Source organism: Micromonospora sp. NPDC003197 (genome assembly GCF_053590565.1).
This window is the reverse complement of sequence record NZ_JBSFTE010000026.1, coordinates 69,633-93,868: the sequence shown is the minus strand read 5'-3', so window position 1 is coordinate 93,868 and position 24,236 is coordinate 69,633. Positions and strand designations below refer to the sequence as shown.

The 24,236-nt window shown below is 70.1% G+C and carries 22 protein-coding genes; 4 read left to right on the top strand and 18 right to left on the bottom strand.

The window, feature by feature from the left end; genetic code table 11:
• The 3 genes from ACWDV4_RS24480 to ACWDV4_RS24470 form a co-directional block, all read right to left on the bottom strand.
• On the bottom strand, nt 1-1,415 hold a 1,415-nt coding region (locus ACWDV4_RS24480; protein ID WP_449982866.1), incomplete at its 3' end, for a M28 family peptidase.
• Nucleotides 1,416-1,560: 145 nt separating this feature from the next.
• Nucleotides 1,561-2,340: a sulfite exporter TauE/SafE family protein gene (locus ACWDV4_RS24475; RefSeq protein WP_449982864.1), complete on the bottom strand. Its 780-nt coding sequence runs from the start codon at nt 2,338-2,340 to the stop codon at nt 1,561-1,563.
• Nucleotides 2,337-3,140, bottom strand: coding sequence for a GntR family transcriptional regulator (locus ACWDV4_RS24470; RefSeq protein WP_449982861.1), 804 nt, complete (start codon nt 3,138-3,140; stop codon nt 2,337-2,339). The genes ACWDV4_RS24475 and ACWDV4_RS24470 overlap by 4 nt, the downstream gene beginning before the upstream one ends.
• A 215-nt stretch (nt 3,141-3,355) precedes the next feature.
• Here ACWDV4_RS24470 and ACWDV4_RS24465 point away from each other — a divergent pair, with 215 nt between their 5' ends.
• On the top strand, nt 3,356-4,561 hold the full coding sequence (locus tag ACWDV4_RS24465; RefSeq protein WP_449982858.1) for an FAD-dependent oxidoreductase: 1,206 nt from the start codon (nt 3,356-3,358) through the stop codon (nt 4,559-4,561).
• A gap of 5 nt (nt 4,562-4,566) precedes the next feature.
• Here the strand turns inward: ACWDV4_RS24465 and ACWDV4_RS24460 are convergent, their stop codons facing one another.
• Together ACWDV4_RS24460 and ACWDV4_RS24455 are read right to left on the bottom strand one after the other, a co-directional pair.
• Nucleotides 4,567-4,758: a hypothetical protein gene (locus ACWDV4_RS24460; protein ID WP_449982856.1), complete on the bottom strand. Its 192-nt coding sequence runs from the start codon at nt 4,756-4,758 to the stop codon at nt 4,567-4,569.
• A gap of 386 nt (nt 4,759-5,144) precedes the next feature.
• Nucleotides 5,145-6,431: an MFS transporter gene (locus ACWDV4_RS24455; protein WP_449982853.1), complete on the bottom strand. Its 1,287-nt coding sequence runs from the start codon at nt 6,429-6,431 to the stop codon at nt 5,145-5,147.
• Between the two features lie 244 nt (nt 6,432-6,675).
• Between ACWDV4_RS24455 and fepB the strand changes: the two genes are divergently transcribed.
• The 3 genes from fepB (at nt 6,676) to ACWDV4_RS24440 (ending at nt 9,569) form a co-directional block, all read left to right on the top strand.
• Nucleotides 6,676-7,716 (top strand): Fe2+-enterobactin ABC transporter substrate-binding protein, encoded by a 1,041-nt coding sequence (fepB, locus tag ACWDV4_RS24450; protein ID WP_449982850.1) that lies wholly within the window; start codon nt 6,676-6,678, stop codon nt 7,714-7,716.
• A gap of 252 nt (nt 7,717-7,968) precedes the next feature.
• A complete protein-coding gene (locus ACWDV4_RS24445) occupies nt 7,969-8,652 on the top strand; it encodes an aminoglycoside phosphotransferase family protein (protein ID WP_449982847.1) in 684 nt (227 codons plus the stop codon).
• Nucleotides 8,653-8,768: 116 nt separating this feature from the next.
• Nucleotides 8,769-9,569 (top strand): leucine-rich repeat domain-containing protein, encoded by an 801-nt coding sequence (locus tag ACWDV4_RS24440; protein WP_449982844.1) that lies wholly within the window; start codon nt 8,769-8,771, stop codon nt 9,567-9,569.
• 124 nt (nt 9,570-9,693) lie between these two features.
• Here ACWDV4_RS24440 and ACWDV4_RS24435 read toward each other — a convergent pair whose 3' ends face one another.
• From ACWDV4_RS24435 to ACWDV4_RS24375, 13 genes are all read right to left on the bottom strand, one after another.
• Nucleotides 9,694-10,155: an SRPBCC family protein gene (locus ACWDV4_RS24435; RefSeq protein WP_449982841.1), complete on the bottom strand. Its 462-nt coding sequence runs from the start codon at nt 10,153-10,155 to the stop codon at nt 9,694-9,696.
• Entirely contained in the window at nt 10,152-10,448 is a 297-nt protein-coding gene (locus ACWDV4_RS24430) for an ArsR/SmtB family transcription factor (RefSeq protein ID WP_449982839.1), read from the bottom strand. Before ACWDV4_RS24430 ends, ACWDV4_RS24435 begins: the two co-directional genes overlap by 4 nt.
• Before the next feature lie 142 nt (nt 10,449-10,590).
• The gene (locus ACWDV4_RS24425; protein ID WP_449982836.1) at nt 10,591-11,505 is read right to left on the bottom strand and encodes an aminoglycoside phosphotransferase family protein; all 915 of its coding nucleotides are present in this window, start codon (nt 11,503-11,505) and stop codon (nt 10,591-10,593) included.
• 111 nt (nt 11,506-11,616) lie between these two features.
• Nucleotides 11,617-12,093, bottom strand: coding sequence for a pantetheine-phosphate adenylyltransferase (gene coaD / locus ACWDV4_RS24420; RefSeq protein WP_449982833.1), 477 nt, complete (start codon nt 12,091-12,093; stop codon nt 11,617-11,619).
• A 305-nt stretch (nt 12,094-12,398) separates the two neighbouring features.
• The gene (locus ACWDV4_RS24415; protein WP_449982869.1) at nt 12,399-13,466 is read right to left on the bottom strand and encodes a FecCD family ABC transporter permease; all 1,068 of its coding nucleotides are present in this window, start codon (nt 13,464-13,466) and stop codon (nt 12,399-12,401) included.
• A 30-nt stretch (nt 13,467-13,496) separates the two neighbouring features.
• Nucleotides 13,497-14,561 carry a FecCD family ABC transporter permease gene (locus ACWDV4_RS24410; protein WP_449982831.1) on the bottom strand — a complete coding sequence of 355 codons (1,065 nt, stop codon included), beginning with the start codon at nt 14,559-14,561 and terminating at the stop codon, nt 13,497-13,499.
• The gene (locus tag ACWDV4_RS24405) at nt 14,558-15,376 is read right to left on the bottom strand and encodes an ABC transporter ATP-binding protein (protein ID WP_449982828.1); all 819 of its coding nucleotides are present in this window, start codon (nt 15,374-15,376) and stop codon (nt 14,558-14,560) included. Before ACWDV4_RS24405 ends, ACWDV4_RS24410 begins: the two co-directional genes overlap by 4 nt.
• An 87-nt stretch (nt 15,377-15,463) precedes the next feature.
• Nucleotides 15,464-19,498: a thioester reductase domain-containing protein gene (locus ACWDV4_RS24400; RefSeq protein ID WP_449982826.1), complete on the bottom strand. Its 4,035-nt coding sequence runs from the start codon at nt 19,496-19,498 to the stop codon at nt 15,464-15,466.
• Complete coding sequence (locus ACWDV4_RS24395; RefSeq protein WP_449982824.1) at nt 19,495-20,577, bottom strand: 3-deoxy-7-phosphoheptulonate synthase; 1,083 nt, start codon at nt 20,575-20,577, stop codon at nt 19,495-19,497. The genes ACWDV4_RS24400 and ACWDV4_RS24395 overlap by 4 nt, the downstream gene beginning before the upstream one ends.
• A complete protein-coding gene (locus ACWDV4_RS24390; protein ID WP_449982821.1) occupies nt 20,574-20,798 on the bottom strand; it encodes a phosphopantetheine-binding protein in 225 nt (74 codons plus the stop codon). The genes ACWDV4_RS24395 and ACWDV4_RS24390 overlap by 4 nt, the downstream gene beginning before the upstream one ends.
• A complete protein-coding gene (locus ACWDV4_RS24385) occupies nt 20,795-21,433 on the bottom strand; it encodes an isochorismatase family protein (protein WP_449982819.1) in 639 nt (212 codons plus the stop codon). The genes ACWDV4_RS24390 and ACWDV4_RS24385 overlap by 4 nt, the downstream gene beginning before the upstream one ends.
• Before the next feature lie 3 nt (nt 21,434-21,436).
• The gene (locus ACWDV4_RS24380; protein ID WP_449982816.1) at nt 21,437-23,062 is read right to left on the bottom strand and encodes a (2,3-dihydroxybenzoyl)adenylate synthase; all 1,626 of its coding nucleotides are present in this window, start codon (nt 23,060-23,062) and stop codon (nt 21,437-21,439) included.
• A complete protein-coding gene (locus ACWDV4_RS24375) occupies nt 23,052-24,230 on the bottom strand; it encodes an isochorismate synthase (protein ID WP_449982813.1) in 1,179 nt (392 codons plus the stop codon). The genes ACWDV4_RS24380 and ACWDV4_RS24375 overlap by 11 nt, the downstream gene beginning before the upstream one ends.
• Nucleotides 24,231-24,236 lie beyond the last annotated feature (6 nt).

Sequence of the window (24,236 nt, the reverse complement as noted above, 5' to 3'; positions counted from 1 at the left end):
CGGGTGCCGCCGTGGGCGGGTTGCTGGGTGAAGGAGCCGATGGCGGCGGTGGTGCCGGTCCAGGGGGTGGTGCCGGTCTCGAAGCCGGGGTTACCGAGCTTCTGCCCACCGGCGCATCCGCCGCTACCACCCACGGTGAGGGTGTAGGTGGTGCTACGCGTCGCCGAGGCACCAGTCCCGGTGATCGTGATCTGATAGGTGCCGGCGACCACCGCCGCGCCAACCGCGATGGTCGCCGTCGCGGACTGTCCGGACTGGACCGACGATGGGTTGAACGACACGGTCACGCCGCTCGGTGCGCCCGTCGCGGACAGGGTCACCGTCTGGGCCGATCCGCTGGTGACCGCTGTGGACACCGTGGTGGTGGTCGACGCTCCCGGCTGGGCGCTGCCGGAGCCCGGGTTGGCCGCGATCGAGAAGTCGTCCTGCACCGGCCCGGCGGAGACGGCCAGGTTCCAAATCGCGTACGCGACACCGTCAGCACTGCGGTCCACGCCGGTCGCGTTGATGTTGCTGGTGGTGTCGCAGGACCGGTGGTAGCAGGGGTCGTAGGCGGAGTTAGCCGTGCCGCCCCACTTGGTGGCCTGGGCACTGGTCTTCCGGGCACTGGCCCCCATGGCGTAACCCGAGGTGGGGATCCCGGCCTGCTGGAACGAATAGTCGTCGGAGCGGCCCTGCCCCTCGGTGTTCTCCTCGGGCTGGAGGTTGAGCGAGTCCCAGTACGCCTTCAGCGGCGCCGCCGTCGTCGAGGTGATGCGGTTGATGAAGTAACCGCCGTTGGTCGAGGCCACCATGTCGAAGTTGTAGTAACCCTCGATGTAGCTGCGCTGGGTGGCGGTGAGCGAGGCGACGTAGAACTCCGAGCCGTTGAGTCCCTGCTCCTCGTCGGTCCACCAGGCGAATCGGACCCGCTTGGTCATCGTCGGATTCTGTTGGGCGAGGACGAGCGCGTTCTCCAACAGGACGGCGGAGCCGGAGGCGTTGTCGTTGATTCCCGGACCGGCCGATACACCGTCCAGGTGGGCACCGAACATCACCACCTGGTTGGCGGGGCCGCCCGGCCACTCCGCGATCAGGTTGTTCGACTGGTAGGTGCAGGTGGTGCAGAGCTGCTCGGTGACCGTGTAGCCGGCCGCCTGGAGTTTGGTCTTCACGTAGGCCACCGAGGCGGTGTAGCCGGCACTTCCGGCCCGCCGGTTACCGCCGTTCTGCGACGCGATGGTGTTGAACTGCGTCAGATGTGCCTGGAGGTTCGCCACAGCGATGTCCGGCGGGGCGGCGGCCGTCGATACCGCGACCGACAGCGGACTGTCCCCGGCCTGCGGAGCGGGTGAGGTCGCCTGACTGGGGTTGGCCACCACCATCGCACCGAACAGGGCTAGGGCCAGCCCTGCCAGCACCGTTTTGCGTCGCATCTGGGCTCCTTGGGGGTTAGGAGAGGGACTTCGACAGGCAAAGCATCAAAAGATTTCCATGCGGCAATGTCATCGTCAATGCCCCCGACAGCTCTCGCCACGACAGTCGAGAACAGCACCTACGCAGGACGGCCCGGCAGGCCCGTCACCCGATGAGGGTGTGGAGAACGGTGTACCCGGCGACCACAAGGATCAGGACGGCGAATGCCCGGGTGGCGACCGCGGCCGGCAGCCGATCCGCGATCCGCTTGCCGCCCAGCGTGCCGACCATCGCGGCCAGGGTGAACGGGGCGACGACCGCCCAGTCGAACGAAGCGGTGCCGGCCCGCGCCAACAGCGCGGCAGCGGAATTGATCACGATGACGAGTAGGGAGGTACCGACCGCGGCCGACATGGGCAGGCCGATGGCCAGGACGAGGGCGGGCACGATGATGAATCCGCCGCCGACACCGAGAAAGCCGGTAAGGAAGCCGACCCCCGCGCCGGCCACGACCAGAGGCAGCAGGCGGGTACGGGGCGTGGTCGGCGCGGCCGTCTCGTCCTGCTCGGCCCCGGCCTCGTCGCCGGGCCGGGTGCGCAGGAGCATGCCGGTCGCGGCGAGGACCATGAAGGCAGCGAAGATGAGCAGCAGGACGTCCGGTGCGACGTGTCGGTTGACGACCGTACCGAGCAGCGCGGCGAGCGTACCGGAAGCGCCGAAGGCGAGACCGGTGCGCCAGCGTACGTGGCCGGAGCGGGCGTGGCTCAGCACGCCTACTGCCGAGGTGAGCCCGACAATCACGAGGCTGCCGGTGGTGGCCTCCCCGGCCGGCTGGCCGAGCAGGTAGACCAGGGCAGGAACGGTGAGGATGGCACCGCCGCCGCCCAGCGCGCCGAGAACCGTACCGATGACCAGGCCGAGCGCCAGGGTGACGACGAGGGTCACGTCGTCACCCTGGCCGGCGCGCCGGCGACGTCGAGGTGATATCCGGTACGGCCGGAGAAAGCGGCGGTGACCGCGAACCGGTCGCCGCGGACCAAGGTGTGCCGCCACTCGATCGGCCGCCCCCGGTGCTCCGTCCTCCGGTCGATGGCGAACGCGGCCACCTCCTCGGGGATGTCCAGTAGCCGCCGCTCGGCTGCCGTCGGCACCACCGCACGAATCGTCTCCTGGCCACCGGTGGGCCGAATCCCGCACCGGGTGGCTAGTTCGTCGTAGAACGCGGTGTGGGTGAAGTCGGCGTGCAGCAGTGGCGCGGCCAGTTGTGCCGGCAGCCAGAGGCGGTCCACGGCCAGGGGTTTCTCGTCGGCCAGACGCAGCCGTTCCAGGTGCAGCAGCGGGGTGGACTCCTCCAGGCCGAGACGGACGGCGACCACGGCGTCCGCGCGGATGTCGAGAATCCGTACGATGCTGCGCTGGTGCTGCCCGGCGGCCTCCACGGAGGCGAACAGACTGTAGAGGGCACCGACCGGCTGAGTGATCTCCACCGTGCCGGCGAGCCGGGGCGGCCGGCCACGTTCGGCGATCACGGTCCCGTCTTCGCGTAGCCGTCGCACCGCCTCGCGGATCGTCTGCCGACTCACCGCGTACTCGGCGACCAGCGCATGCTCCCCGGGGAAGGTGTCGGCGAACTCGCCGCCATCAAGCCGACGGCGCAGGTCGGCGTGGACCTGCGCCCAGAGGGGCAGGGCACTGCCCCGGTCAACCGGTTGTGCCCCGGTTGCGACCGCACCCCGCGTCGTCATGGATCTTTCCTGTCTCTTGCTGACGCCTCCAACGGGATCGTAATGTACGGACATTCGAACTGGCCGGCAGGGCGCGGAGAGCAGACCCAGACCAGGCATCGCGTCGTTTACCTCGATAAGGACCAGCCACGGCGGTACGGATCGGATCGGCGACCGGCCCGCCCACGGTTGGGGGTCGGTCGCCGATCCGATCCCCCGAACATCGGAGGCAGATCGTGACCATCCGGGCTTCGCATCACCAGATCCTCATCGTGGGCGGTGGCAGCGCTGGCGTCACCGTCGCGGCCCGACTCCGTCGCGCCGGCGCCCCGGACGTGGGGCTGATCGAACCATCGGACACCCACTACTACCAACCGCTGTGGACGCTGGTCGGCGGTGGACGGGCCCCGATCGAGCAGAGCGCCCGGCCGCAGGCCTCGGTCCTGCCTCGGGGGGTGGCGTGGATCCGGGACGCCGCCGTGGCGGTCGACCCGGACCAGCACTCGGTCACCACCGCCAGTGGCGGCGTCATCCGCTACGACCAACTCGTCGTCTGCCCCGGTATCCAACTGGACTGGACCCGGATCCCCGGGCTGGCCGAGGCCGTGGACACCCCGTACGCCTCCAGCAACTACGCCTACCACCTCGCCCCGAAGACCTGGCGGCTGATCCAGGGCATGAGGTCGGGAACGGCGGTGTTCACCATGCCGGCCGGACCGATCAAGTGCGCCGGAGCCCCGCAGAAGATCGCCTATCTGGCCGCCGACTACTGGCGGCGGCAGGGGGTGCTCGGCAACATCCGGACCGTGCTGGTCCTTCCCACCCCCGGCATGTTCGGGGTGGCGGAGTTCGCCGAGGAGCTCGAGCGGGTGGCCACCCGGTACGGCATCGAGGTGCGCAAGAACAGCGAGCTGGTGCAGGTGGACCCGGACAGCCGCCAGGCCGTCATCATCGACCATGTCCGGGATGTGAAGGACGTGATCGACTACGACCTGCTGCACGTCGTACCGCCACAGTCGGCTCCGGACTGGATCAAGACGAGTCCGCTGGCCGACCTGGACAACCCGGCCGGGTACGTGCAGGTCGACAAGCACACCATGCAGCACGTTCGATACCCGGAGGTGTTCGCCCTCGGCGACGCCGGCTCCACTCCCAACTCGAAGACCGGGGCGGCCATCCGGAAACAGGCCCCGGTGCTGGTTGGGAACCTGCGCGCGGCCCGACAGGGCCGTCCCCTGCCGGCCAGCTACGACGGGTACGCCTCCTGCCCGCTCACCACCGCCCGCAACAAGATGCTGCTGGCCGAGTTCGACTACACGATGCGTCCCACGCCGAGCTTCCCGTTCATCGACACCACCCGGGAGCGTCGGGACATGTGGCTACTCAAGCGGTACGGGCTACCGGCGCTCTACTGGCAGTTGATGCTGACCGGCCGGGCTTGAGGCAGTCAGAACGGCACCCGATGGTGATGGGCGGCGGCCATCGTGGCCCCGACCCGACGTACGACCCGGAGCATCCGGGACACGCCGGGCAGCCGGGGAGGCGGATCCGACCGCTCACTGATGCTGTCAGAGGTAGTGGCGGCCGGTTGAGGGTCGGGCCGGCCTGTGACGGACGGGTGACGGGACGATGGGGACATCGAGGATCCTCGGCTCGCGGGGTACGGACGCGGCGGGCGCCGTGAGCAGCGAACCTGGTGACCGGTCAGCCGTACACGACGCCGCGATGACACAGCCGGTCGTCGACCGACAATGCCGTTACCGCGATCAGGCACACCGTGAAGATGTCCCGGACCGGGGCGGGTACCGAAGTCACCTGACAAGGTGACCACCCGGTCGGGCCGATTGCAACCCGATCCCGCAGTTCGGTGCGGCCCCCAGACCCCGGTGCGGCCCGCACACCCCAGCAGAGGTGAACAAGCAGGCCGAATTCCACCGGGCTCGACGCTGACCAGGCTACCCGTGCATCGATGATCACAAGTGAATCTGGCTCACAGATGCGACGCCAGGTCATACCAGGAAATGGTCAACGCCCGACGTGATCGGTGGGCACCGTGCTCGACCGACGACCGGTGATCGTGCGCCGCAACGCGAAGAACCCGGCGGCGAGGATCCCCACCACGACGATGGAAACCGCCGAAGCCAGTAAGGTCCCGCGGGGGCCCAGAACCACCAGGGCGGGAGCCCCCAACAGCGCACCCAGCGGTACGGAGACGACCGTCACCGCCCCTCGGGCGGCCAACACCCGGGGCAGGTTCTGCGCATCGGTCGACTGTTGGAACAGGGTGATCGTCGTCGAGGGGAACGGCCCCCAGATCAGGCCACATACCGCGAAGGCAGCCCAGGCGACGGCGGTAGGCACGCCCAACCCGAGCGGCACCAGGGCGACACCAAAACACAGCACGATGCCGATGCTGGTCGGCAGCAGCGGCCAGGTCCTTAGGTAGCCAGCGGCGAACGCGCCCACCACGGCGCCGATGCCGAAGGCGGTATAGAAGGCGGCGAGCGTGGCGGGAGTGCCACCCAACTCCTCCACCGCGTACACCGGCAGGGCCACCGTGACCGGCCCGTAGAGGAAGAACCAACCGAAGGAGAGAGCCAACAATCCGAGCAGCCGGGGATCACGCCGGATCACTCGCAGTCCGGCGGTACGGGATGCGGCCGGCTTGATCTGCGGCGTCTCGGACCGGGCTGGCAGCGCGTACCGGTAGGTGACGGCAAGCACCGCGAAGGTGGCGGCGTCCACGGCGATCACCCACACGGCCCCGCTGCCGCCGATGAGTAGGGCGGCCAACGGTGGACCGACCACGGTGGTGAACTCCAACATCATGTTGACCATCGCGTTGCCGGCGAGCAGGTGCCGCTGCGGCAGCAGTTCGGTCAGCATGGTGTAGCGGCCGGCCGTACCCCAGGCGGCCAACAGGGAGGAGGCTCCCAGTAGGACGACGTACCAGCCCACGGTCAGCGCACCCAGCAGATGCGCGAGCGGAATCACCGCCAGCGTGCCGGCCCGAAGCGTTGCGTCCCAGCCGGCGAGCTGAGCCCCACTACGGCCGTTGAGGAGCCGACCGAACAACAGCGCGCCGGCCGCGCCCGGCAGGGTGTACGCGGCCACCGCCAGTGCGACCCAGAGACCACGGTGCCCGGCCGGGGCGAGTTCCAGCGCCAGCCAGCTGATCGCGACGGTGCTCATCCCGTTGCCCAGACTGGACAGTCCGATCCCGGGAAGCACCCGACGCAACAGCGGATGCCGGAGCACCGGCCAGTACGGCGAGCCCACGACGGTCCGACCCACCGTAGCGCGAAGCGACATCGCTCAACTACATCCATCGATACCTGGGGCGTCAAGACTCTTGCAACATCCACGCCAGATGTTTGACGAACTCCCATCCTTGCCGGCGATCTACTTTGGAACGCAGCCGGCCGATTTCCGCTGTGCGGTCAGCCACTCGGGCCTCCAGCGGATCGATGGATAGGTTAGCCTAACCTCCGGAAGCGGGCCCCCGAATCGGCCAGATAGCGCCGTAACCCGCCCGTACTCGCAAGGAGGAAACCAAGTGCGGACAGCGCTTTTCCGTCGCTCGCCAGGCGACGGGGCCGGCACCGGCCGGCCAGGCATCCGGCGGCGAGCCGGCCTCGTCGCCACCGCAGCAATCATCGCAGTCGCCACGCTGGCCGGCTGTGGCACCGACACGGACGAGTCCGCCGGCAGTGGTGCGGAGAAGGCCCGCAGCGTCACGCATGACGCCGGCACCACGGACAACGTACCGGCCAAGCCGAAGCGGATCGTCTCGCTCAGCGTCACCCTCACCGGGCATCTGCTCGCCCTGGAGGCCCCGGTGGTGGCCACCCAGGTCGCCCCCGGCCCGTTCTCCGACAAGACCGGCTACTTTCTCCAGTGGGCTGATATCGCCAAGCAGCGCAATGTCGAGGTCGTCTACGCCGGTGCCGAGCCGAACCTGGAGAAGGTCGTCGAAGCCAAGCCCGACCTGATCATCGGTGCCGCCTCCGGCGCGGACAGCACGGCGAAGTTCTACGACCAGCTCAAGGCCATCGCGCCGACACTGATCTACCGCTACGACAACATCTCCTGGCAGGACCTGACCAGCAAGCTGGGTGAGGCGATCGGCTTGGCGGACAAGGCCAAGGAGGTGCTGGGCAAGTTCGAGGCGCAGGTGACCGCGGTCAAGGGCAAGATCAAGGTCCCGACGCAGGATGTCGCCCCGCTGCGCAACAACGGCACCCAGATCGTCATCTTCACCAAGGAGTCCGCACAGGGCAAGCTCCTCACCTCCCTCGGGCTGAAGGTCCGGGAGGTGCCGAAAAACTTCAGCGCCGACGGTCCCGAGGGAGGCAATCGCACCGACGTCGTTACCGTCGCCCAGGAGAACCTCGGACCGGCGCTCGCCGACAGCTCCGTCTTCTTCGTCGGTCACAACGCCGATCAGATCGCCACGGCGAAGGCCGCCCCGCTGTGGAAGTCGCTGCCCGCCGTGACCGAGAACCGGGCGTACGACCTGGGCCTGGATTCGTTCCGGATGGACTACTTCAGCGCCAGCGCGGTGCTGCAGCGAATCGAGCAGACGTTCCCGGTCTGAACACGACCCCGATCCGAGCTTGCGGGCTCCCGGCAGGTGCCGGGAGCCCGCCTGACACCGCCCCGCTCGCGACCGGTGCACAAAGGCCCTGCGGCTGAACCTCCCGGACATTCTCTTCTGACGCCGGCCGGCGTCACGGTATGTGACATGTGAGCGGCGGGTGCAGAGCGCGGTCCTGCCGATGTGAGCGACTTGGCCAGACGACCGGGCAGCGGGACGCGGTCAACCGCGCAGTCGCACGCAGAAAGACCGGTGACGCCGGTGGTGATCTCCGCGACACTGACCGACGTGGAAGAGGTCGAGGCCGAGGCGATGACCATGGCACCGATCCCTACTCCGAAGATCCGGTGGCGCAAGCCGCCCGTACTCGCGCTCGCCACCCTCCCCGGGACGGCACTCGGCCGCCTCGGCGAGCCGTCGACCGCGTCTTCGGCGGCGTGGGCCGCAGCCGGTGCCGCCGCGCGGATGCTGCACGACGCGCCGTTGCCGCCATGGTCCAGTCGCCGCCTCGACGAGTTGGCGCCACACCTCGACGGTGAATGCCAGTGGCTCGTCACGAACGGCGTCCTTCCCGTTGACCTGGTCACGCGCAACCGCCGGGTTGCCGAGGCCGCGCTTCGGCCGTGGACTCCGGTGTTCATGCACGGCGACCTGCAGATCGCCCATGTGTTCGTCGTCGACGACGAGATCATTGGCGTGATCGACTGGTCGGAGGCGGGCCAGGGCGACGCCCTGTACGACCTCGCCAGCTTGACCCTCGGACACGAGGAACACCTCTGCGACGTCGTTGCCGGCTACGGCACCGACGTCGACCTGGACGTGATTCGCGCGTGGTGGTCATTGCGAAGCCTGCTGGCGATCCGCTGGCTGGTAGAACACGGCTTCGACCCGGCCGCGCCAGGCTGTGAGGTCGACGTACTGAAATCCCGGATGTGAGCCCGCACGAGCCCGCCTGCCACGAGTGCCGTGCGCGATCTGGTGTGTCGCGGTGCCATCCGATCATGCTGAAAGTAGTGCGTACGCGATCGACGAGTCTCGGTAGGGTCCTCAGCGTGGACGCAAACGACATCACACCGCATCTGTTTCCCAATCGCTTCGCGGATGCGGTCGGACCCAATGTGGGTGGTCCGGCCCGCGACCATTGCCGCTGCGTCGGCCACTCGATCACGACCCGGCCGAACAGCGTCATGTTCCACGCGGACCGTCAGGACACCGAGGCGGCCGGCTGGCGGCATCTGCAGGCACTGATCAACGAGGCCGCAGCGGACAGACGGACGGTGTTCAAGCCCTTCGTCGAGCTGAGTGCTTCCGAGCGGCGGCAGATCGTCACGCTGCCGGCGACAATCGCGAAGCTGACCGCTGTCAAACATTTGGTGCTCTACGGCACGAACCTGGTTCGTATCCCACCCGAGATCGGGGCAATGACCAACCTGGAGGTCTTCGAGCCATACACCTCCCACCGGCTGCACTGGTATCCGTACGAGCTGACCAGATGCACGAAACTCATCAACAGCACGGTGAGCACCCGCGTCCTCTACGGCAACTTCAAGTTCCGTCCGCCGTTTCCGAAGCTGCGGGCGCCGACCCGTACGGCAGAGGCAGCCTTCACCGCGCTCGACCCAGGCGCGTGGGGCTGCGACGCGGTGCGAACCTGCAGCGTCTGCGATGGCCCGGTTGACAGTGAACTGCACCAAGTCTGGATCTCTGGCCTGGTCGCCACCGACGTGCTGCCATTACTGGTGAACGCATGTTCCGCAGCGTGCGTGGCGGCACTACCGCCACCGCACCCCAGCTACCATCCGACGCCGCACACCGGCGGCCCGGACATCGTCCAGTCAGCCGCCAGGCGATGACGCGGCAACCACAAGTGCACACGCAACTGCCGAATTGAGGATGTTGGTGTGTCAGTGTCAGCGAGCGATCACGTGGTTGCTGGTCCTCGTAGAGTCGGGCGCGCGTGGCGGGACGATGCCTTCGTCAGACGCGGAAGCCCGCTCCGGGCTGCCACTGGCGCTCATGATCCGCCGCATGGTCGAGACGGCGTAGGAAATGCTCCCAGCCATCGTGGGTCTCGTGTTCGAGCATGGGTGGCAGGCCGCTGTGCCTGAGGGTGAGCGTGGTGCCGCCACGGTTCTCGATGAGCGTCACTTCGACTCGGGAGGACCCGGGTGGAATGTCGGGAGCTCCGGCTGCGGGCTCCCAGCCGAAGGTGAAGACAAGCCGGTGGTGTGGCACGAGTTCGACAAACTCGCCCCGCATCACCGGGCGCGGGCCATCCTCTAGCAGCACCCGGATCTCGCCGCCCGGATGGGGGTCGAGCACGGCCGGGCCCCACCACTGCGCCAATCGCCCCGGGTCGGTGAAGAACCGCCAGACCGTCTCGGGTGGCGCGTCGATGTGCAGCGTCTGCTCAATCGCTGTGCCCTCTGCGCCGTTCATGATGCGTCCTTCCCGTCCTGGGTGCTGGCCTGTGCCCGCTCCTCCCGCTCGGCCGCCTGCTTGAGGCGACCGAGTCGGTCGGACCACATGCACTCGAGGAAGGCGGCCGCTTCGGCGTACCCGTCGGGCCGGAGCCGGTAGAGGCGACGGTTGCCATCGCGACGGGCGTCGACGAGACCTGCCTCGGTGAGGACCCCAAGATGTTGGGACACCGCCGGGCGGCTGATCGCGGGAAAGTGAAGGGCTATGTCCCCCGCCGAGACCTCACGGCCTTGGACCAGCAGGAACTTCACCAAGCTCTCGTAGCCCGGCGGTGACCCACCTGCTTCAGACGTCCATCAAACATCCGCACATGCCGCCAGCCGTTACCGCCGGACTCTGCCGATGAGCGGATGGTGGTCACGCCGTCTGTCGGACGCGGTGGCGATCGTCGTGTCAGTGGATTGTGGTGATGAGGCGTTGCAGGGCAGCGTGGGCGGGTGGGCCCCAGGTGGGCTTGCCGCCTGGGCGGCCGTGGACGCCGTCGTCGCCGATGAGAATGCCGCTGAGAGCGCGTGCCATCGCCCAGCCGCGGGCGCGGCGCATGGTGGCGGTGTCCGGGGTCGGCTGGTAGGCCGCGTAGAAGTGATCGGTGGTGTCGTCCGGTAGCAGGAGCCACACGGCGGCGAGGTCGTATGCCGGATCGCCCGTGCAGAGGTCGCCGAAGTCGATCACGCCGCAGAAGGTGCCATCGGCGGTGAGGACGTTGGCTGGGTGTAGGTCGGCGTGCAGCCACTGCGCCGGGCCTGTCCATTGCGGCGCGGTGACTGCGTCGTGCCAGACGGCGCGGACGGCGTCCGGGTCTTGGATCAGCCCTCGCTCGGTGGCGTGGGTGAGCCCTTCGGCGAATCCCTCAGCGTGGTCGACCAGTGGCCCCCCGCGGTCTCGGCCTGGCGGCGCGCCGCTGGGGGCGGGTCGGTGCAGAGCCGTCAGGAAAGTGGCCAAGGCTTTGGCCGCGTCGGAGGCTCGCGTGGCGGGGACCTGATCAGCGGGTGTGCCCGGAACCCAGGTGGTGATGAGCCAGGGCCGAGGAAATCGTTCGGAGGACTCGCCGAATCGCTGCGGCACGGGGATTGGCAACGGGAGGTATGGGGCTAGCGTGGGCAGCCAGGCGTACTCCTTGCGCAGCAATGCGTCCGCGGACCCGGTCGCCCAGGGAAGCCGGACGGCCAGGTCGTCGCCGAGGCGCCACAGTTGGTTGTCCCATCCACGCGCGCCCAGCCGAACCGGGCGATCAGCAAGGTCGGGGTGCTGCTCGCGGAGCAGAGCCCGGACCAGATCCGCCGTAACCTCAATCTCGACATGGGACATGCGGAACAACAGTAGTCTGCAGCGCCGCCTGGTCACCCAGCAGCGGATCACCGTCAAATGCATCCCACCTTGAGGCGTTGCCACCGTTCCGGTACCCCTGCGCGTCAGTCTTCAGGATTCAGGGGACGGACGGGCCGACCGCGCCGAGCGGTATGCGCGTGCGACCGTGGACGAAGTGGCGGCCAACTGCGGACGGGACGGCAACCAGACAGTCTGAATGCCGAGTTGCTCGTTCATCGCAGCAAGCTGGTACTCGTAGCGAAGGTCCGCAGCCGTACGTACGCCACGGACGATGGCCGTGGCACCGCGGCGCAGGCAGGCTGCGGTGGTCAGGCCGGTCCAGGTGTCCACCTCGACATTGCCCCAGGCTGCCGGCACGGCGTCGCGCACGCATACGGCCGTGGCCGTGGCCTCGGCGGTTGGTCGCTTGTCGGCGTTCACCGCCAGCAACACGATGATCCGGTCGAACATCACCCGGGCACGGGCCACCAGGTCGCGGTGCCCCGGGGTGAACGGATCAAACGTACCGGGATAGACCGCCAACAAACCGCGTACCGGCTCCACTCCACGAACCGACGTAGCCGTCACCGCGACTCCAACCACATGGGCACGATTATCCCAGCCGCAATCAGAGCAATCCTGCCGGTCACCTCGACCAAGCCTGGCCGGGCCGGGGTCGTAGGTCCAGTAAACAAATAGCCGCGATCCGCGTCCGTTCGTCCGTCTTACATTGACAGGAGGCAGCCGGACAACATAGGCGATATCAGCTCTCAAGCCAGGAAAGTTGGCTCCGACATGCTCGGAGCCGGTCCGGAGCGGAACGGTCGAGCCCGGAGAGATCGCGGTACGGAACGAAGCGGCAGCGCAGCGACAAACCGGTCGGGCGGAACAGTTCAGGCACGACCGGACCGGTGCTCGCGCCACAACAGCCAAGCGAGGTAACCGCCGCCGAGGCCACCGGTGACCACCCCGACCGGGAGTTGGCCGGGCAGTGGTAGCAGCCGCGCGACCAGGTCGGCGACGCAGAGCAGCAGCGCACCCATGAAGGCGGCCGGAATGACACCGACCCCCGGGCCGGCGGTGAGGCGACGGGCGAGTTGCGGAGCGGCGAGCGCCACGAACGCGATCGGTCCGACGGCGGCGACCGACACCCCGGCGAGGATGACCGCCGTTGCGAGCACCGCCAACCGGGTCCGCTCCACCCGCAGCCCGAGCGAGCGGGCGGCCTCGTCGCCCAGGCTCAACTGGTCCAACGGTCGGGAAAGCATGACCGCCGCCGGTACCAACAGCACAATGACACCGACCAACAGCCAGACCTGGTCCCACTTTGTGGCGGCGAGGCTGCCCACGAGCCAGACGTGCGCCGCCTGCGACTCGTAGATGTCGGCCTGGATCAGCAGGTAGGCGGTGACGGATTCGAGCATCGCGCTGATCGCCACGCCCACCAGGACCAGCCGTACGCCGTTCACGCCGCGCCGCCAGGAGAGCAGGTACATGATGACGGCGGTGGCCAGGCCGAATCCGATCGCGCCGGCGGAAACGGCCATCGCCTGCTCGCCGACGACCAGCAGCACGAAGACGGCACCGGCCGATGCGCCACTGGTGAAGCCGACGATGTCGGGGCTCCCCAGCGGGTTGCGGGTCAGGCTCTGGAACTGTGCCCCGGCGACGCCGAGACAGATCCCGACCAGCAGCGCGCCGAGCACTCGGGGCAGCCGAAACTGGAAGACCACCAGGTCGGCGGCGGGGGTGCCGGCACCGACCAACGCGGCCAGAGTGTCGCCGACCGACACGGCACTGCCCCAGCTCAGCGAGAACAGCGCGGTGCCCACCGCGAGCGCCAGCAGCACCAGGCTCACCACCAGCGGCCGGCGACGAAGCCGTACCGAGAACCGGTCGGTGGGCGAGCGCAGGGCCGGGGTCAGCGTCATGCCGACCTCGCCGGCCGAGCGGTGGTCCATGGCCGTCACGGGGTTACCTCGCTTGGCGGGTCAGTGCGTCACCGCGTGCCGGCGGCGCAACAGGACGATGAAGATCGGTGCGCCGAGGAAGGCCATCACGATGCCCACCGGCACCTCGGCGGGGAAGGCGATCACCCGGCCGAGCACGTCGGCCAGGAGCAGCAGTGCCGGGGCGTAGACGGCGCTGTAGGCGAGCAGCCAGCGATGGTCCGGGCCGGTGATCAGACGTACGATGTGCGGCACCGCCAGGCCCAGGAAGTGGATCGGTCCGGCGCCTGCGGTGGCTGCCCCGCAGAGCAACAGCACCGCCAGCGTGCCCAGTGCGCGGGTACGGCCGGGGCTAGCGCCGAGCGCGCGACCGGAATCGTCGCCGAGGGCGAGCGCGTTCAGCGACCGGCCGAGGAAGAGGGCCAGCACCGCACCAACGGCAATCAGGGGTGCCACCCCGACGACGACCTCGGCCTCGCGGCCGGCGAAGGTCCCCACCAGCCAGAACCGGATCTCGTCGTACGCGGTGGCGTTCATGGTGGTGAAGCCGTGGGTGACCGCCTGGAGTGCGGCGGCGACCGCGAACCCGGCCAGCGCCAGTCGAGTGTGTGAGGAAGGGCGGCTGGCTCCGCCGAGGACGTAGACCACCGCTGCGGTGAGGCCCGCGCCGAGGATTGCGAACCACAGATATTCGCCGGGTTCGGTCAGGCCGAAGAAGACCACCGCGGAGACCACCGCGAACGCCGCACCGGCGTTGACCCCGAAGAGGCCGGGATCGGCCAGCGGGTTGCGGGTCAGCGCCTGCATGAGCACACCGGCGAGGCCGAGCCCGACTCCGACCAGCAGGCCGAGCAGGGTACGCGGAATCCGCAGCTCGTGGATGGTGACCGAAAGCTCGGATCCGTCCGGGTGCCACAGTAGGTGCCACACGGTGTCGGGCGAGATGGCCCGAGCCCCGACGGCGATGCTGAGCAGCACGCTGGCGGCGAGGACCAGCAGACCGACGGCGAGACCGAACCAGCGCCGGCTCCGGGGTCGACCGACCGGGGGCGACGCCTGCTTCGCTGGTGTGCCGGTATCGCCAGGGTGGACCGAGGCGGTGGTCATGCGTCGACCAGCGCGGCGGCCCGGGCCCGGCGCCGGGCGACCGGCACCACCAGGGGGCCACCAGACTGCGGGTCGGTGATCACCTCACAGTCCAGGTCGAACACTCGACGTACCAGCTCGGCATTGACGATTTCGGCCGGTACGCCCTCGGCGACAACCTGCCCGTCTCGCATCGCGATGAGGTGGGTCGCGTAGCGGCACGCCTGGTTGAGGTCGTGCAGGACGGCGACCAGGGTCCGCCCGGCCTCCTGGAGATCGGCGCAGAGGTCGAGCACCTCGATCTGGTGGGTGATGTCGAGGAACGTGGTTGGCTCGTCCAACAGCAGCAGATCGGTACGCTGGGCCAACGCCATGGCCAGCCACACCCGCTGCCGCTGACCACCGGAGAGTTCGTCGACCCGCCGCTGGGCGAGGTCGGCCACCCCGGTGGCCAGCATCGACTCGTGTACGACGCGTTCGTCCTCCCGTGACCACTGCCGCCACACCGTTTGGTGTGGGTAGCGTCCTCGGGCGACCAGGTCGACCACGGTGATTCCGTCGGGCGCGATCGGAGTCTGGGGCAGCAGCCCAAGTTGGCGGGCCAGTTCCCGGGCCGGGTAGGTGGTGATCTGCCGACCGTCCAGATAGACCGCGCCCGCCTGGGGACGGAGCATCCGGGACAGCGCCCGCAGTAGCGTTGACTTTCCGCAGGCGTTCGGTCCGACGATCACGGTGAACGACTTGTCGGGGATCGTCACGTCCAGGTGCTCGGCGACAACGCGCTGGTCGTAGGCGAGCGATAGTCCCTCGGCGTGTAGCCGGGAGGATCCCGCCACGACGATCACCTCTCTTCGCAACTTTGGTGAGGCTAACATAAGCCCATATGTCGATCGGCCGGCTCCGGTCCTCCTCTGTCGTCGCCCTCAGCAGCTCGGTGCAGGCAGTAGCCCGACCTTGACGGCATGATCGAGATAGCGGTACATGAGCGCTCGGTCGACCGGTGGGCATGGCGGGCCGGCAACCAGTGGCGGCACACCGACCGAGCCGGGCTGCCGGCCCGATCCAGTCTGGATGCCGGCATCGGGTCCGGTATGGACCGAGCTGCTAGGCACAGCCTGCTCGGGAATGACGGGTCCGGTCTGGTCGAAGAAGGCCAGGGTGGCGCTGTCCGCGTCCGATGCGTCGGCCCGGACCCGGTCCTGCCATATCGGCAGCGGCACCACCTCGACGGCGAAGCCGTAGTCGCGTACCCAGGCGGACACCTGGGACAGCCGTACCGGAGGCAACGGAACCAGGTTGTGCACGCCGGTCGCACCGGATCGGGCCAGCGCGACCACCGTCGCCGCCACCCAGTCGACCGGGGTCCACGGCTCGGCAACCCCCAGATCAGGCAGCACCCCCCGGGGTACGCCCGCACGCAGGATCCGCCACACCAGATCGTCGGGGTTGACGTAACCGGTGTCGGCCGGTCCGACCACCCGGCCGAGCCGGTAGACGGTGACCGGGACACCCCGGTCACCGGCCTGCCGGACGAGTTCCTCGGCGGCCCACTTGGACCGCTGGTAGCCGTCCCGCAGGCCGGGATGCGCCGCGACGAAGCCGGGTTCGGTGGCGACCGCGACGGTGGAGACGTGGTGGAACGGCACGCCCAGGGCGAGCAGGTAGCGCGTACCGTCCACGTTGGCCGGCCGTAGGCTGCGGTAACCGCGTACCACGCTGACCGACGCCGCCGCGTGGTAGACCGCGTCCACGGGCGGCCCGGCGTACGGCTGGGTCAGGTCCCCAACCACGACGTCCACCCGGTCCATCGGCACCCGCAGCCCGTGCCGGTCCAGGGCCTCCCGGAGCCGGGTCAGGCCGGCGGCCGCATCACCGGCGCGAACCAGGCAGGCCACCCGGTCGGTCGATCGGGTGAGCAGCTCGGCGAGCAGGTGGATCCCGACGAAACCGGTGGCCCCGGTGAGCAACACCCGGCCGACACCGGGCACCGGGCGGGGGCCGATCCCGGCCGGTAGCACCGCGTCGGTCACGTGCTCGGCAACGTCATCCGTTGCCGGGCCGGCCGACAGAGCCGACTCCGACGCGCTGTCCGGTGCCGCCCCGGAACGTTCGGCCAGCAGCCGGGCCAGCCCGGCGGCGGTCGGATACGCGAACACCGTCGCCACCGGCACCCCGAGCCGATTGGCGACCTGGATGCTCTGCAACGACTGCCCGCCCAGGGCGAAGAAGTCGTCGTCCGGCCCGATCCGGCCGACGCCCAGCACCTCGCGGAGCACCGCCAGCACCGCACGCTCGGCGTCGCTGGCTGGCTCGTCGGCCGCTACCGGCACGACCTCGACCGCCCGGAGGGCCGTCCGGTCGATCTTTCCGCTGGAGGTACGCGGTAGCCGCGAGGTGCGGACGAAGACCGCCGGCACCACCGCCGCCGGCAGTGCCCGGCCAGCGTGCTCCCGCAGCTCCACGTCGGACAGGTCGGTGACGACGTGCGCCACCAGGTGCTTGACTCCCCCGGCGCCGGCCTTGCCGACCACGGCCGCCTCGGCCACAGCGGGATGACGCAGGAGCACCGACTCGACCTCACCCGGGTCGACCCGATGCCCGCTGATTTTGAACTCGTCGTCCACCCGGCCGGCGAAGGCAAGCTGGCCGTCGGGACGCAGCCGCACCCGGTCCCCGGTGCGGTAGGCCCGCGCACCGGCCAGCGCGCCGAACCGGCGAGCGGTCAGCTCCGGCTGGCCCAGATAACCGGTGGCCAGTCCCCCGCCGAGCAGCCACAACTCGTCGTGTACGACCGCACACCGCACACCCGGCAACGGAAGCCCGATCGGCACCTCGGTCTCGTCGGGGGTCAACTCGGCGACGGTGGCCACCACGGTCGCCTCGGTCGGGCCGTATGTGTTGAACAACCGCACGTCCGCGCCGACTGTCTCGTGCCACCGGGCGACCCGCTCCGGCAGCGCCGCCTCCCCACCGATGATCACGGTACGGAGTCCCAATGGCATCGGCAGTCCCGCGTACGCCAGCTCGTGCCAGTACGCGGTGGGCAGGTCGAGCACGGTGACGCCGTATTCGGCGCAGCCGGCCAGCAGGTCGGCAATGGACTCCAGCATGTGCTCGGTCCGCACCACCAGCGTGCCGCCCGCACCCAGGGTCAGGAAGATCTCCTCCACGCTGGCGTCGAAGTGCAGCGGCGCGAACTGGAGCACCCGATCGGTGCCGGTGATGCCGTACCGGTGGGTGGCACCGGCGACGAAGTGGGCCAGGGCGGCCCGGCCGACCGCCACCCCGTTGGGGCGTCCGGTCGAGCCGGAGGTGTAGATGACGTAGCCGAGGTCAGGGTCCCGATCGATCCCGTCCGACCGGCGCTGGATGCCATCCGCCGTGATACTCAGGGCGGGCCGGGCGTCGGCGAGCACGGTCTCGGCCCGCTCGACCGGCCCGTCCGGGTCGAGCGGCAGATAGGCGGCACCGGATAGCAGGGTGCCGAGGATTGCGGTAACCGCCTCGACGCCCCGGGGCAGCGCCACCGCGACCAGCGTGCCCGGTCCGGCCCCGAGCGCGGTCAGCCGGTCGGCCGTCCCGGTCGCGTCGGCGAGCAGCTCGGCGTAGGTCACCTGACGGGGGCCGTCAACGACAGCAGCCCGGTCCGGGTGAGTAGTGGCCGCCCGACGGATCAGCTCGGTGACCGGTTCGGCGGGCACCGGCAGCGGTCCTCCGTCGAGGATCGGCACCGTCCTGGTCACCGGAGTGTCCCGTTGCGCCGTGGCGAGCAGGTCGAGCAGTTCGTCGGCGTAGCCGGCCAGGTCGGCGGCCGAGTAGGCGGCCGGGTTCGCGTCCAGGTCGAGGTGTCGGCCGTCGCCCCGGTCGGCCACCGCGACGGAGAGATCCTCCACCGGTCCGGCGGAGACGTTGTGGCTGGTGGCGGTCAGCCCGTCGAACGCGAGCCGGTAGTCGAACGGCATGATGTTGACCACCGGACCGAAGAGCCGCCGGTCGCCGCCGACCAGTCCCAGGTCGCGACGCAGCTGCTCGTAGCGGTAGCGGTGGTGCGGTCGAGTGACGCGCAGCTGGTCGGCGACGACGGTGGCCAGGTCGGTCAGGGTCGCCTCGGGCGGGACCGGGATCCGCATCGGCACGATGTTCATCGCCATGCACGGCACCCGCAGCGCGGCGGAGCCGAGCCGTCCCATCACCGGCAGGCCGAGTACGACCTCGCCGGCCCCGGTACGGCGGTGCAGCAGGGCGACCACGGCCGCCAGCACCAGGTCGGGCCAGCCCGTGCCGCTGGCGTCCAGCGTTGCGGGTAGCGCCACCCGGTGCCGCCGCACCCCGTGTCCCATCGGGGTGGCCGGGGCCAGCGAGACGGGGGCCGGCGCGTCGGCGAGGTACTCCGTCCAGAACTCCCGGTCGGTGGTGTACCGCTCGGAGCCCTGGTAGACAAGGTCCTCGTCCAGCACGGGCCGCACCGGGGCGAACCGGCCGCGTGGCGAATCGCGCCCGGTCCGGGCGGCCGTGTAGAGCTGGGCGACCCGCCGGGCCAGCAGCGCGAAGGCGTAGCCGTCGGCGGCGATGTGGTGCACCCGCTGATACCACAGGTGGGTGTCCGGACCGGTGCTGATCAGCGCCTGGGTGAAGAGCGGACCGGCCGTCAGGTCGACCGGGGTGGCCAGGTCGGCCCGCATCCAGGTCAACGCCTCCGCCTGGCCGGCCACTTCGACCCGGTGCAGCGGCCACCCGATCGTCGAATCGAGGTGCTGTGCCGGAGCATCGGTGAACCGGGCGTGCAGCGCTTCCGCCTCGGCCATCGCCTGCCGCAGCGCCGCCTCGAACACCGGTACGTCGAGCGGGCCGCGCAGCTCGACGTACTCCCCCGCGTTGTAGGCCGGGCTGGTCAGGTCGAGTTGCTGGCCGGCCCAGATCCCGGCCTGCGCGGCGGTCAGCGGCAACACGTCAGTCACGGCTGGGGAACCTCGTCGTCGGTGTCGGCATGGTGCCGTCGCTGTCGTACCGCCTCGGCCAGGGTCGCCAGGGCGGCGGTGGTGTCGGGCCAGCCGAGGCAGGCGTCGGTGACGCTCATCCCGTACCGCAGCGGGGTTGCCTCTATCTCCTGTCGTCCCTCGGCGAGGAACGACTCGACCATTACCCCGACCAGGCCCCGCTGCCCGGCGGAGAGCTGTGCGGCCAGATCGGCCACGACCAGCGGCTGCCGCCGATGGTCCTTGCCGCTGTTGCCGTGCGAGGCGTCCACCACCAGCCGGGCCGGCAGTCCCCCGGACCGCAGGACCGCCAGCGCCGAGGCCACCGAGGCGGCGTCGTAGTTCGGGGTGACACCGCCGCGCAGCACCACGTGGCAGTCCCGGTTGCCCGCGCTGTGCAGTACCGCCGGATGGCCGTCCGGGTCGAGCCCGGCGTAGACGTGTGCCGCGGCGGCGGCGTGCACCGCCTCGGCGGCGGCCCGGACGTCACCGCTGGTGGTGTTCTTCATGCCGACCGGCATCGGCAGGGCGGAGGCCAGTTGCCGGTGCGGCTGGCTGGCCACGGTCCGTGCGCCGATCGCCCCCCAGGAGACCAGGTCGGACAGGTACGGGGCGAAGAGCGGCTCCACGAACTCGTACGCCAGGGGCAGGCCGAGTTCGGCGGCCTGACACAGGAACTCCCGCCCCATGCGCAGCCCGGCGCCGAGGTCCTGGGTGCCGTCCAGGTACGGGTCGGCCAGCAGGCCCTTCCAGCCGACCATGGTGCGCGGCTTCTCCAGGTAGGCCCGCAGCACGATCAGCAGATCATCGGCGAACTCGTCGGTGACTGCCGCCAACTGGCGGGCGTAGTGCAGCCCGGCGGCCGGGTCGTGCACCGAGCAGGGGCCGACGACGACGAGGAGCCGGTCGTCCGTACCGTTGAGCACATTGGCGATGGCCCGCCGGTGCCGGCCGATCTCCGCCTGCCGCTCGGGGCCGAGCGGGTACGCGGACCGCAGCTCGGTGGGTGTGGGCAGCTCGGCGACGACCCGCGGGCCGGCCTCGACAAGCGCGGCGTTCATCGGGCGTCGGCGTCGGCGTCGGCGAGCAGGGTGGCCCACCCGGCGATCGTCGGGTCCTCGGCCAGGTCGAGGAAGGACACCTCTCGCCCGTCGGCCCGCCAACGCTCCACCAGGGTCATCAGCCGGATCGAGTCCAGCCCGGCGTCGAGCAGGTTGTCGTCGTCGCCGACCGGCTCGCCCAGCACCTCGATCACCTGCGCACGCAGCGTCTCGATGGTCATGCCGCCACCCCCAGCAGCGCGTCGGCGGCGGACCGGGTGGTGGTGACGTAGCCGCAGCGCTGGGCGACGTGGCGCAGCGTGTCCCGGTGCTGTTCGGCGGTGAAGTCGGCCACCGCGTCGGCCAGCAGGAACGGCTGGATGTCGCGCATGAAGGCGTCCAGCACGGTGGCGAGCACGCCGATGTGGCCGTACACGCCGGTGACGAGCAACTGGTCCCGCTCGCCGAAGAGCGCGTCCAGGTCGGTACGGACGAAGGCGCTGTAGCGCCACTTGGTGAGCTGGACATCCCCCGGTGCGGGGGTGAGCGCATCGGTAATCGCGGCGGCGCGCGGGTCGGCCGGCAGGCCGTCGCCCCAGAAGTCGAGCAACAGCCCCCGCTGCTCGGGGGTCTGCCCACCGGGCTGGGCCGAGAAGACCACCGGCACGCCCAGGTCGGTGCAGTGCTTGCGGATCGCCGCGATGTTCTCCACCACGCCGGGCAGGGGCGTCTCGTGCGTACCGAACGCGTCGAGGAAGTAGTTCTGCATGTCGTGGATGAGCAGGACCGCGCGGGCCGGGTCGGGCCGCCAGGCCACCCGGTTGGCGGGCAGCTCCGCCTCGGTCGGCAGTGGATATGGAGCGATGCTGGGCAGCACGGTTCAGCCTTCCTTCACGGTGGTCGAGCTGGCGGTGTTCGAGGCGGCGAGTCGGTCCCGCAGGGCGGCGCGCAGGTCCTTGCGACTGACCTTGCCGACGCCGGTGACCGGGAACGTGTCGACGAACTCCACCTTGTCTGGGATCTTGTACGCCGCCAGCCCGCGCTGCCGGACGAAACCACGGATCATGGGCGCGGTCAGTGGCTGGGCGTCCGGGCGGGCGACGACGAACGCGTACGTCCGTTCGCCGAGATAGGGATCGGGTACGGCCACCACAGCGACGTCATGCACGCTGGGATGGGCCAGGATGTGGTTCTCCACCTCCTCGGCGGCGATCTTCTCCCCGCCCCGGTTGATCTGGTCCTTGGCCCGGCCGGTCACCACCAGGTAGCCACCGTCGACGACCCGGACCAGGTCTCCGGTGCGGTAGAACCCGTCCGGGGTGAACGCGGTGGCGTTGTGCTCCTCGGCCCGCCAGTAGCCCCGGATGGTGTACGGCCCCCGGGTGAGCAGATGCCCCACCTCCCCCGGTGGGACCTCGACCCCGTCGTCGTCGACCACCCGGATCTCGTCGTCGGGCGAGATGGGCCGCCCCTGGGTGTGCAACACGATGTCGTCAGGATCGCCGAACCGGGTGTAGTTGACCAGGCCCTCGGCCATGCCGAACACCTGCTGAACCTGGCAGCCGAGGGTCGGGCCGACCCGTCCGGCCACCTCGTCGGCCAGCTTGGCCCCACCCACCTGTAACACCTCAAGGCTGGACAGGTCGGCGGTCGACCCCGGCCGGGCTGCGGCGTCCAGCCAGAGCAGCGCCAGCGGCGGGACCAGGGCGGTGATGGTGACGCCCTCGCGTTCGATGAGCGGAAAGACCGTGGCCGGGTCGGGCCGGGGGGCCAGGACGACCCGCCCCCCGGCGTACAGCACGCCGAGGACCCCGGGCGAGGAGAGCGGGAAGTTGTGCGCCACCGGCAACGCGCACAGGTAGACGGTGTCGGCGGAGAGTTCGCAGATTTCGGCGCTGGCCCGCACGCTGTAGAGGTAGTCGTCGTGGGTGCGCGGGATCAGCTTCGGTAGCCCGGTGCTGCCGCCGGAGAGCTGGAGGAACGCCAGGTCGGCGGCGGCGGGGCCGGGTGGCAGCGCGGTCGGTGTGACGTACAGGTCGGCCAGGGCGGTGTGCTCGCCCGGGTCGCCAGCCACGATGACCCGCGCGTCCCCGACGACCGCGGCCAACTGCCGGTGGTCGAAGCCCTCGTGCACGTCGGTGGTGATGTACGCGACGGCCTCGGTGTGCGCGCAGAAGTAGCCGATCTCGGCGGCCCGGTGGGCGGGCAGCGCGAACACCGGCAGGGCACCGAGGCGGAACAGCGCGAAGATGACGTCGAAGAACTCCACGACGTTGGGCAACTGCACCACCACCCGGTCGCCGTGCCGCACGCCGATCCCGTACAGGCCGGCGGCCAGCCGATCGGCCCGGTCGGCCAGCTCGGCGTAGCTGACCCGGCGGTCGCCCTCGATGACGGCGATCTGGTCGCCGTAGCACTGGGCGCAGGTCGCCAGCAGGTCGCTGAAGGTCTCGCCGCGCCAGTAGCCCTGGGCGCGGTAGCGGGCGGCGAACTCCTCAGGCCACATCGGATACCCCCAACGCGGTCAGGAAGGTGCCGAACTTGGCGGTGGTCTCAGCCAGTTCGGCCTCGGGTACCGAGTCGGCAACGATGCCAGCTCCAGCGTAGAGGCGCAGCGTGTCTCCTTCGGCCAGGCCGCAGCGCACCGCCACCACCCATTCGCCGTCGCCGTTGGCGTCGCCCCAGCCGACCAGCCCGGTGTAGAACCCCCGGTCGAAGGGTTCGAGTTCGGCGATCGCGGCGCGCGCGGCGGCGGCCGGGGTGCCACAGACCGCCGGGGTCGGGTGCAGCGCGGCGGCCAGGGCCAGTGCCGAGATCCCCGGGTCGGCGACCTCACCGGTGACCTGGGTGGAGAGATGCCACATCGCCGCCGTACGCACCAGTGACGGTTCGGCCGGTACGTCGAGGCGGGCGCAGAGCGGACGAAGGCCGGCGGCGACCGCATCCACCACCACCGCGTGTTCGTGTCGGTCCTTGGCCGAGGCGAGCAGGGCAGTGCCTCGCCGCGCGTCCTCCACCGGATCGGGGTGCCGGGCGGCCGAGCCGGCGATCGGGTTTGCCACCACCCGTGACCCGAACCGGGACACCAGCAGTTCAGGGCTGGCCCCCACCAGCGTACGACCGACGCCCAGGTCCATCGCGAAGGTGTAGCCGTGCGGGTCCCGCCGGGCGAGGGCGCGGGGCAGCGCGGGCAGGTCCAGCGGGGCGGTCGCGGTCAGCCGCAGCGACCGGGCGAGCACCACTTTGGTGTAGTCACCGGCTCGGATCCGGCCGACGGCGCGACCGACCGCGTCGGCGTACTGGCGGGGTGCGGGCTCGGCCTGGACGGTGCAGCGCAGTGCGGTAGGCGGTCCGTTCTCCGGGATCGGGGCGGACAGGGGGCCGGCCCGCCGGACCCGCTGTGGGACCACCAGATGGGCGGGCGCACCGGGGTCGAAGGGAACCGCACCGACGACCACCCGGGTCTCGTGCCCGGCCGCCTCGGCGACACCGAGCCCGGCCTGGACCCGTTCGGCGAGGTCACCCAGCCCGTGCGGCCGGGCGGAGGGCGGTACGGCGAAGTACGTGCCCTCGGCGAGCAGGGTGCCGCGCGGCGAGACGAACAGCGACGACGTGCCTGGTTCGTAGGCTGCCAGCAGCTCGGTGGCGGTGACATCCGGCGGGGCGATGATCACGATGGC

Excerpts from the sequence above, each read along its gene's own strand:
- ACWDV4_RS24470 (WP_449982861.1), bottom strand. The coding sequence starts at position 3,140 with ATGACGACGCGGGGTGCGGTCGCAACCGGGGCACAACCGGTTGACCGG.
- ACWDV4_RS24460 (WP_449982856.1), bottom strand. The coding sequence starts at position 4,758 with ATGTCCCCATCGTCCCGTCACCCGTCCGTCACAGGCCGGCCCGACCCT.
- ACWDV4_RS24455 (WP_449982853.1), bottom strand. The coding sequence starts at position 6,431 with ATGTCGCTTCGCGCTACGGTGGGTCGGACCGTCGTGGGCTCGCCGTAC.
- ACWDV4_RS24435 (WP_449982841.1), bottom strand. The coding sequence starts at position 10,155 with ATGAACGGCGCAGAGGGCACAGCGATTGAGCAGACGCTGCACATCGAC.
- ACWDV4_RS24425 (WP_449982836.1), bottom strand. The coding sequence starts at position 11,505 with ATGTCCCATGTCGAGATTGAGGTTACGGCGGATCTGGTCCGGGCTCTG.
- ACWDV4_RS24415 (WP_449982869.1), bottom strand. The coding sequence starts at position 13,466 with ATGGACCACCGCTCGGCCGGCGAGGTCGGCATGACGCTGACCCCGGCC.
- ACWDV4_RS24410 (WP_449982831.1), bottom strand. The coding sequence starts at position 14,561 with ATGACCACCGCCTCGGTCCACCCTGGCGATACCGGCACACCAGCGAAG.
- ACWDV4_RS24395 (WP_449982824.1), bottom strand. The coding sequence starts at position 20,577 with ATGAACGCCGCGCTTGTCGAGGCCGGCCCGCGGGTCGTCGCCGAGCTG.
- ACWDV4_RS24390 (WP_449982821.1), bottom strand. The coding sequence starts at position 20,798 with ATGACCATCGAGACGCTGCGTGCGCAGGTGATCGAGGTGCTGGGCGAG.
- ACWDV4_RS24380 (WP_449982816.1), bottom strand. The coding sequence starts at position 23,062 with ATGTGGCCTGAGGAGTTCGCCGCCCGCTACCGCGCCCAGGGCTACTGG.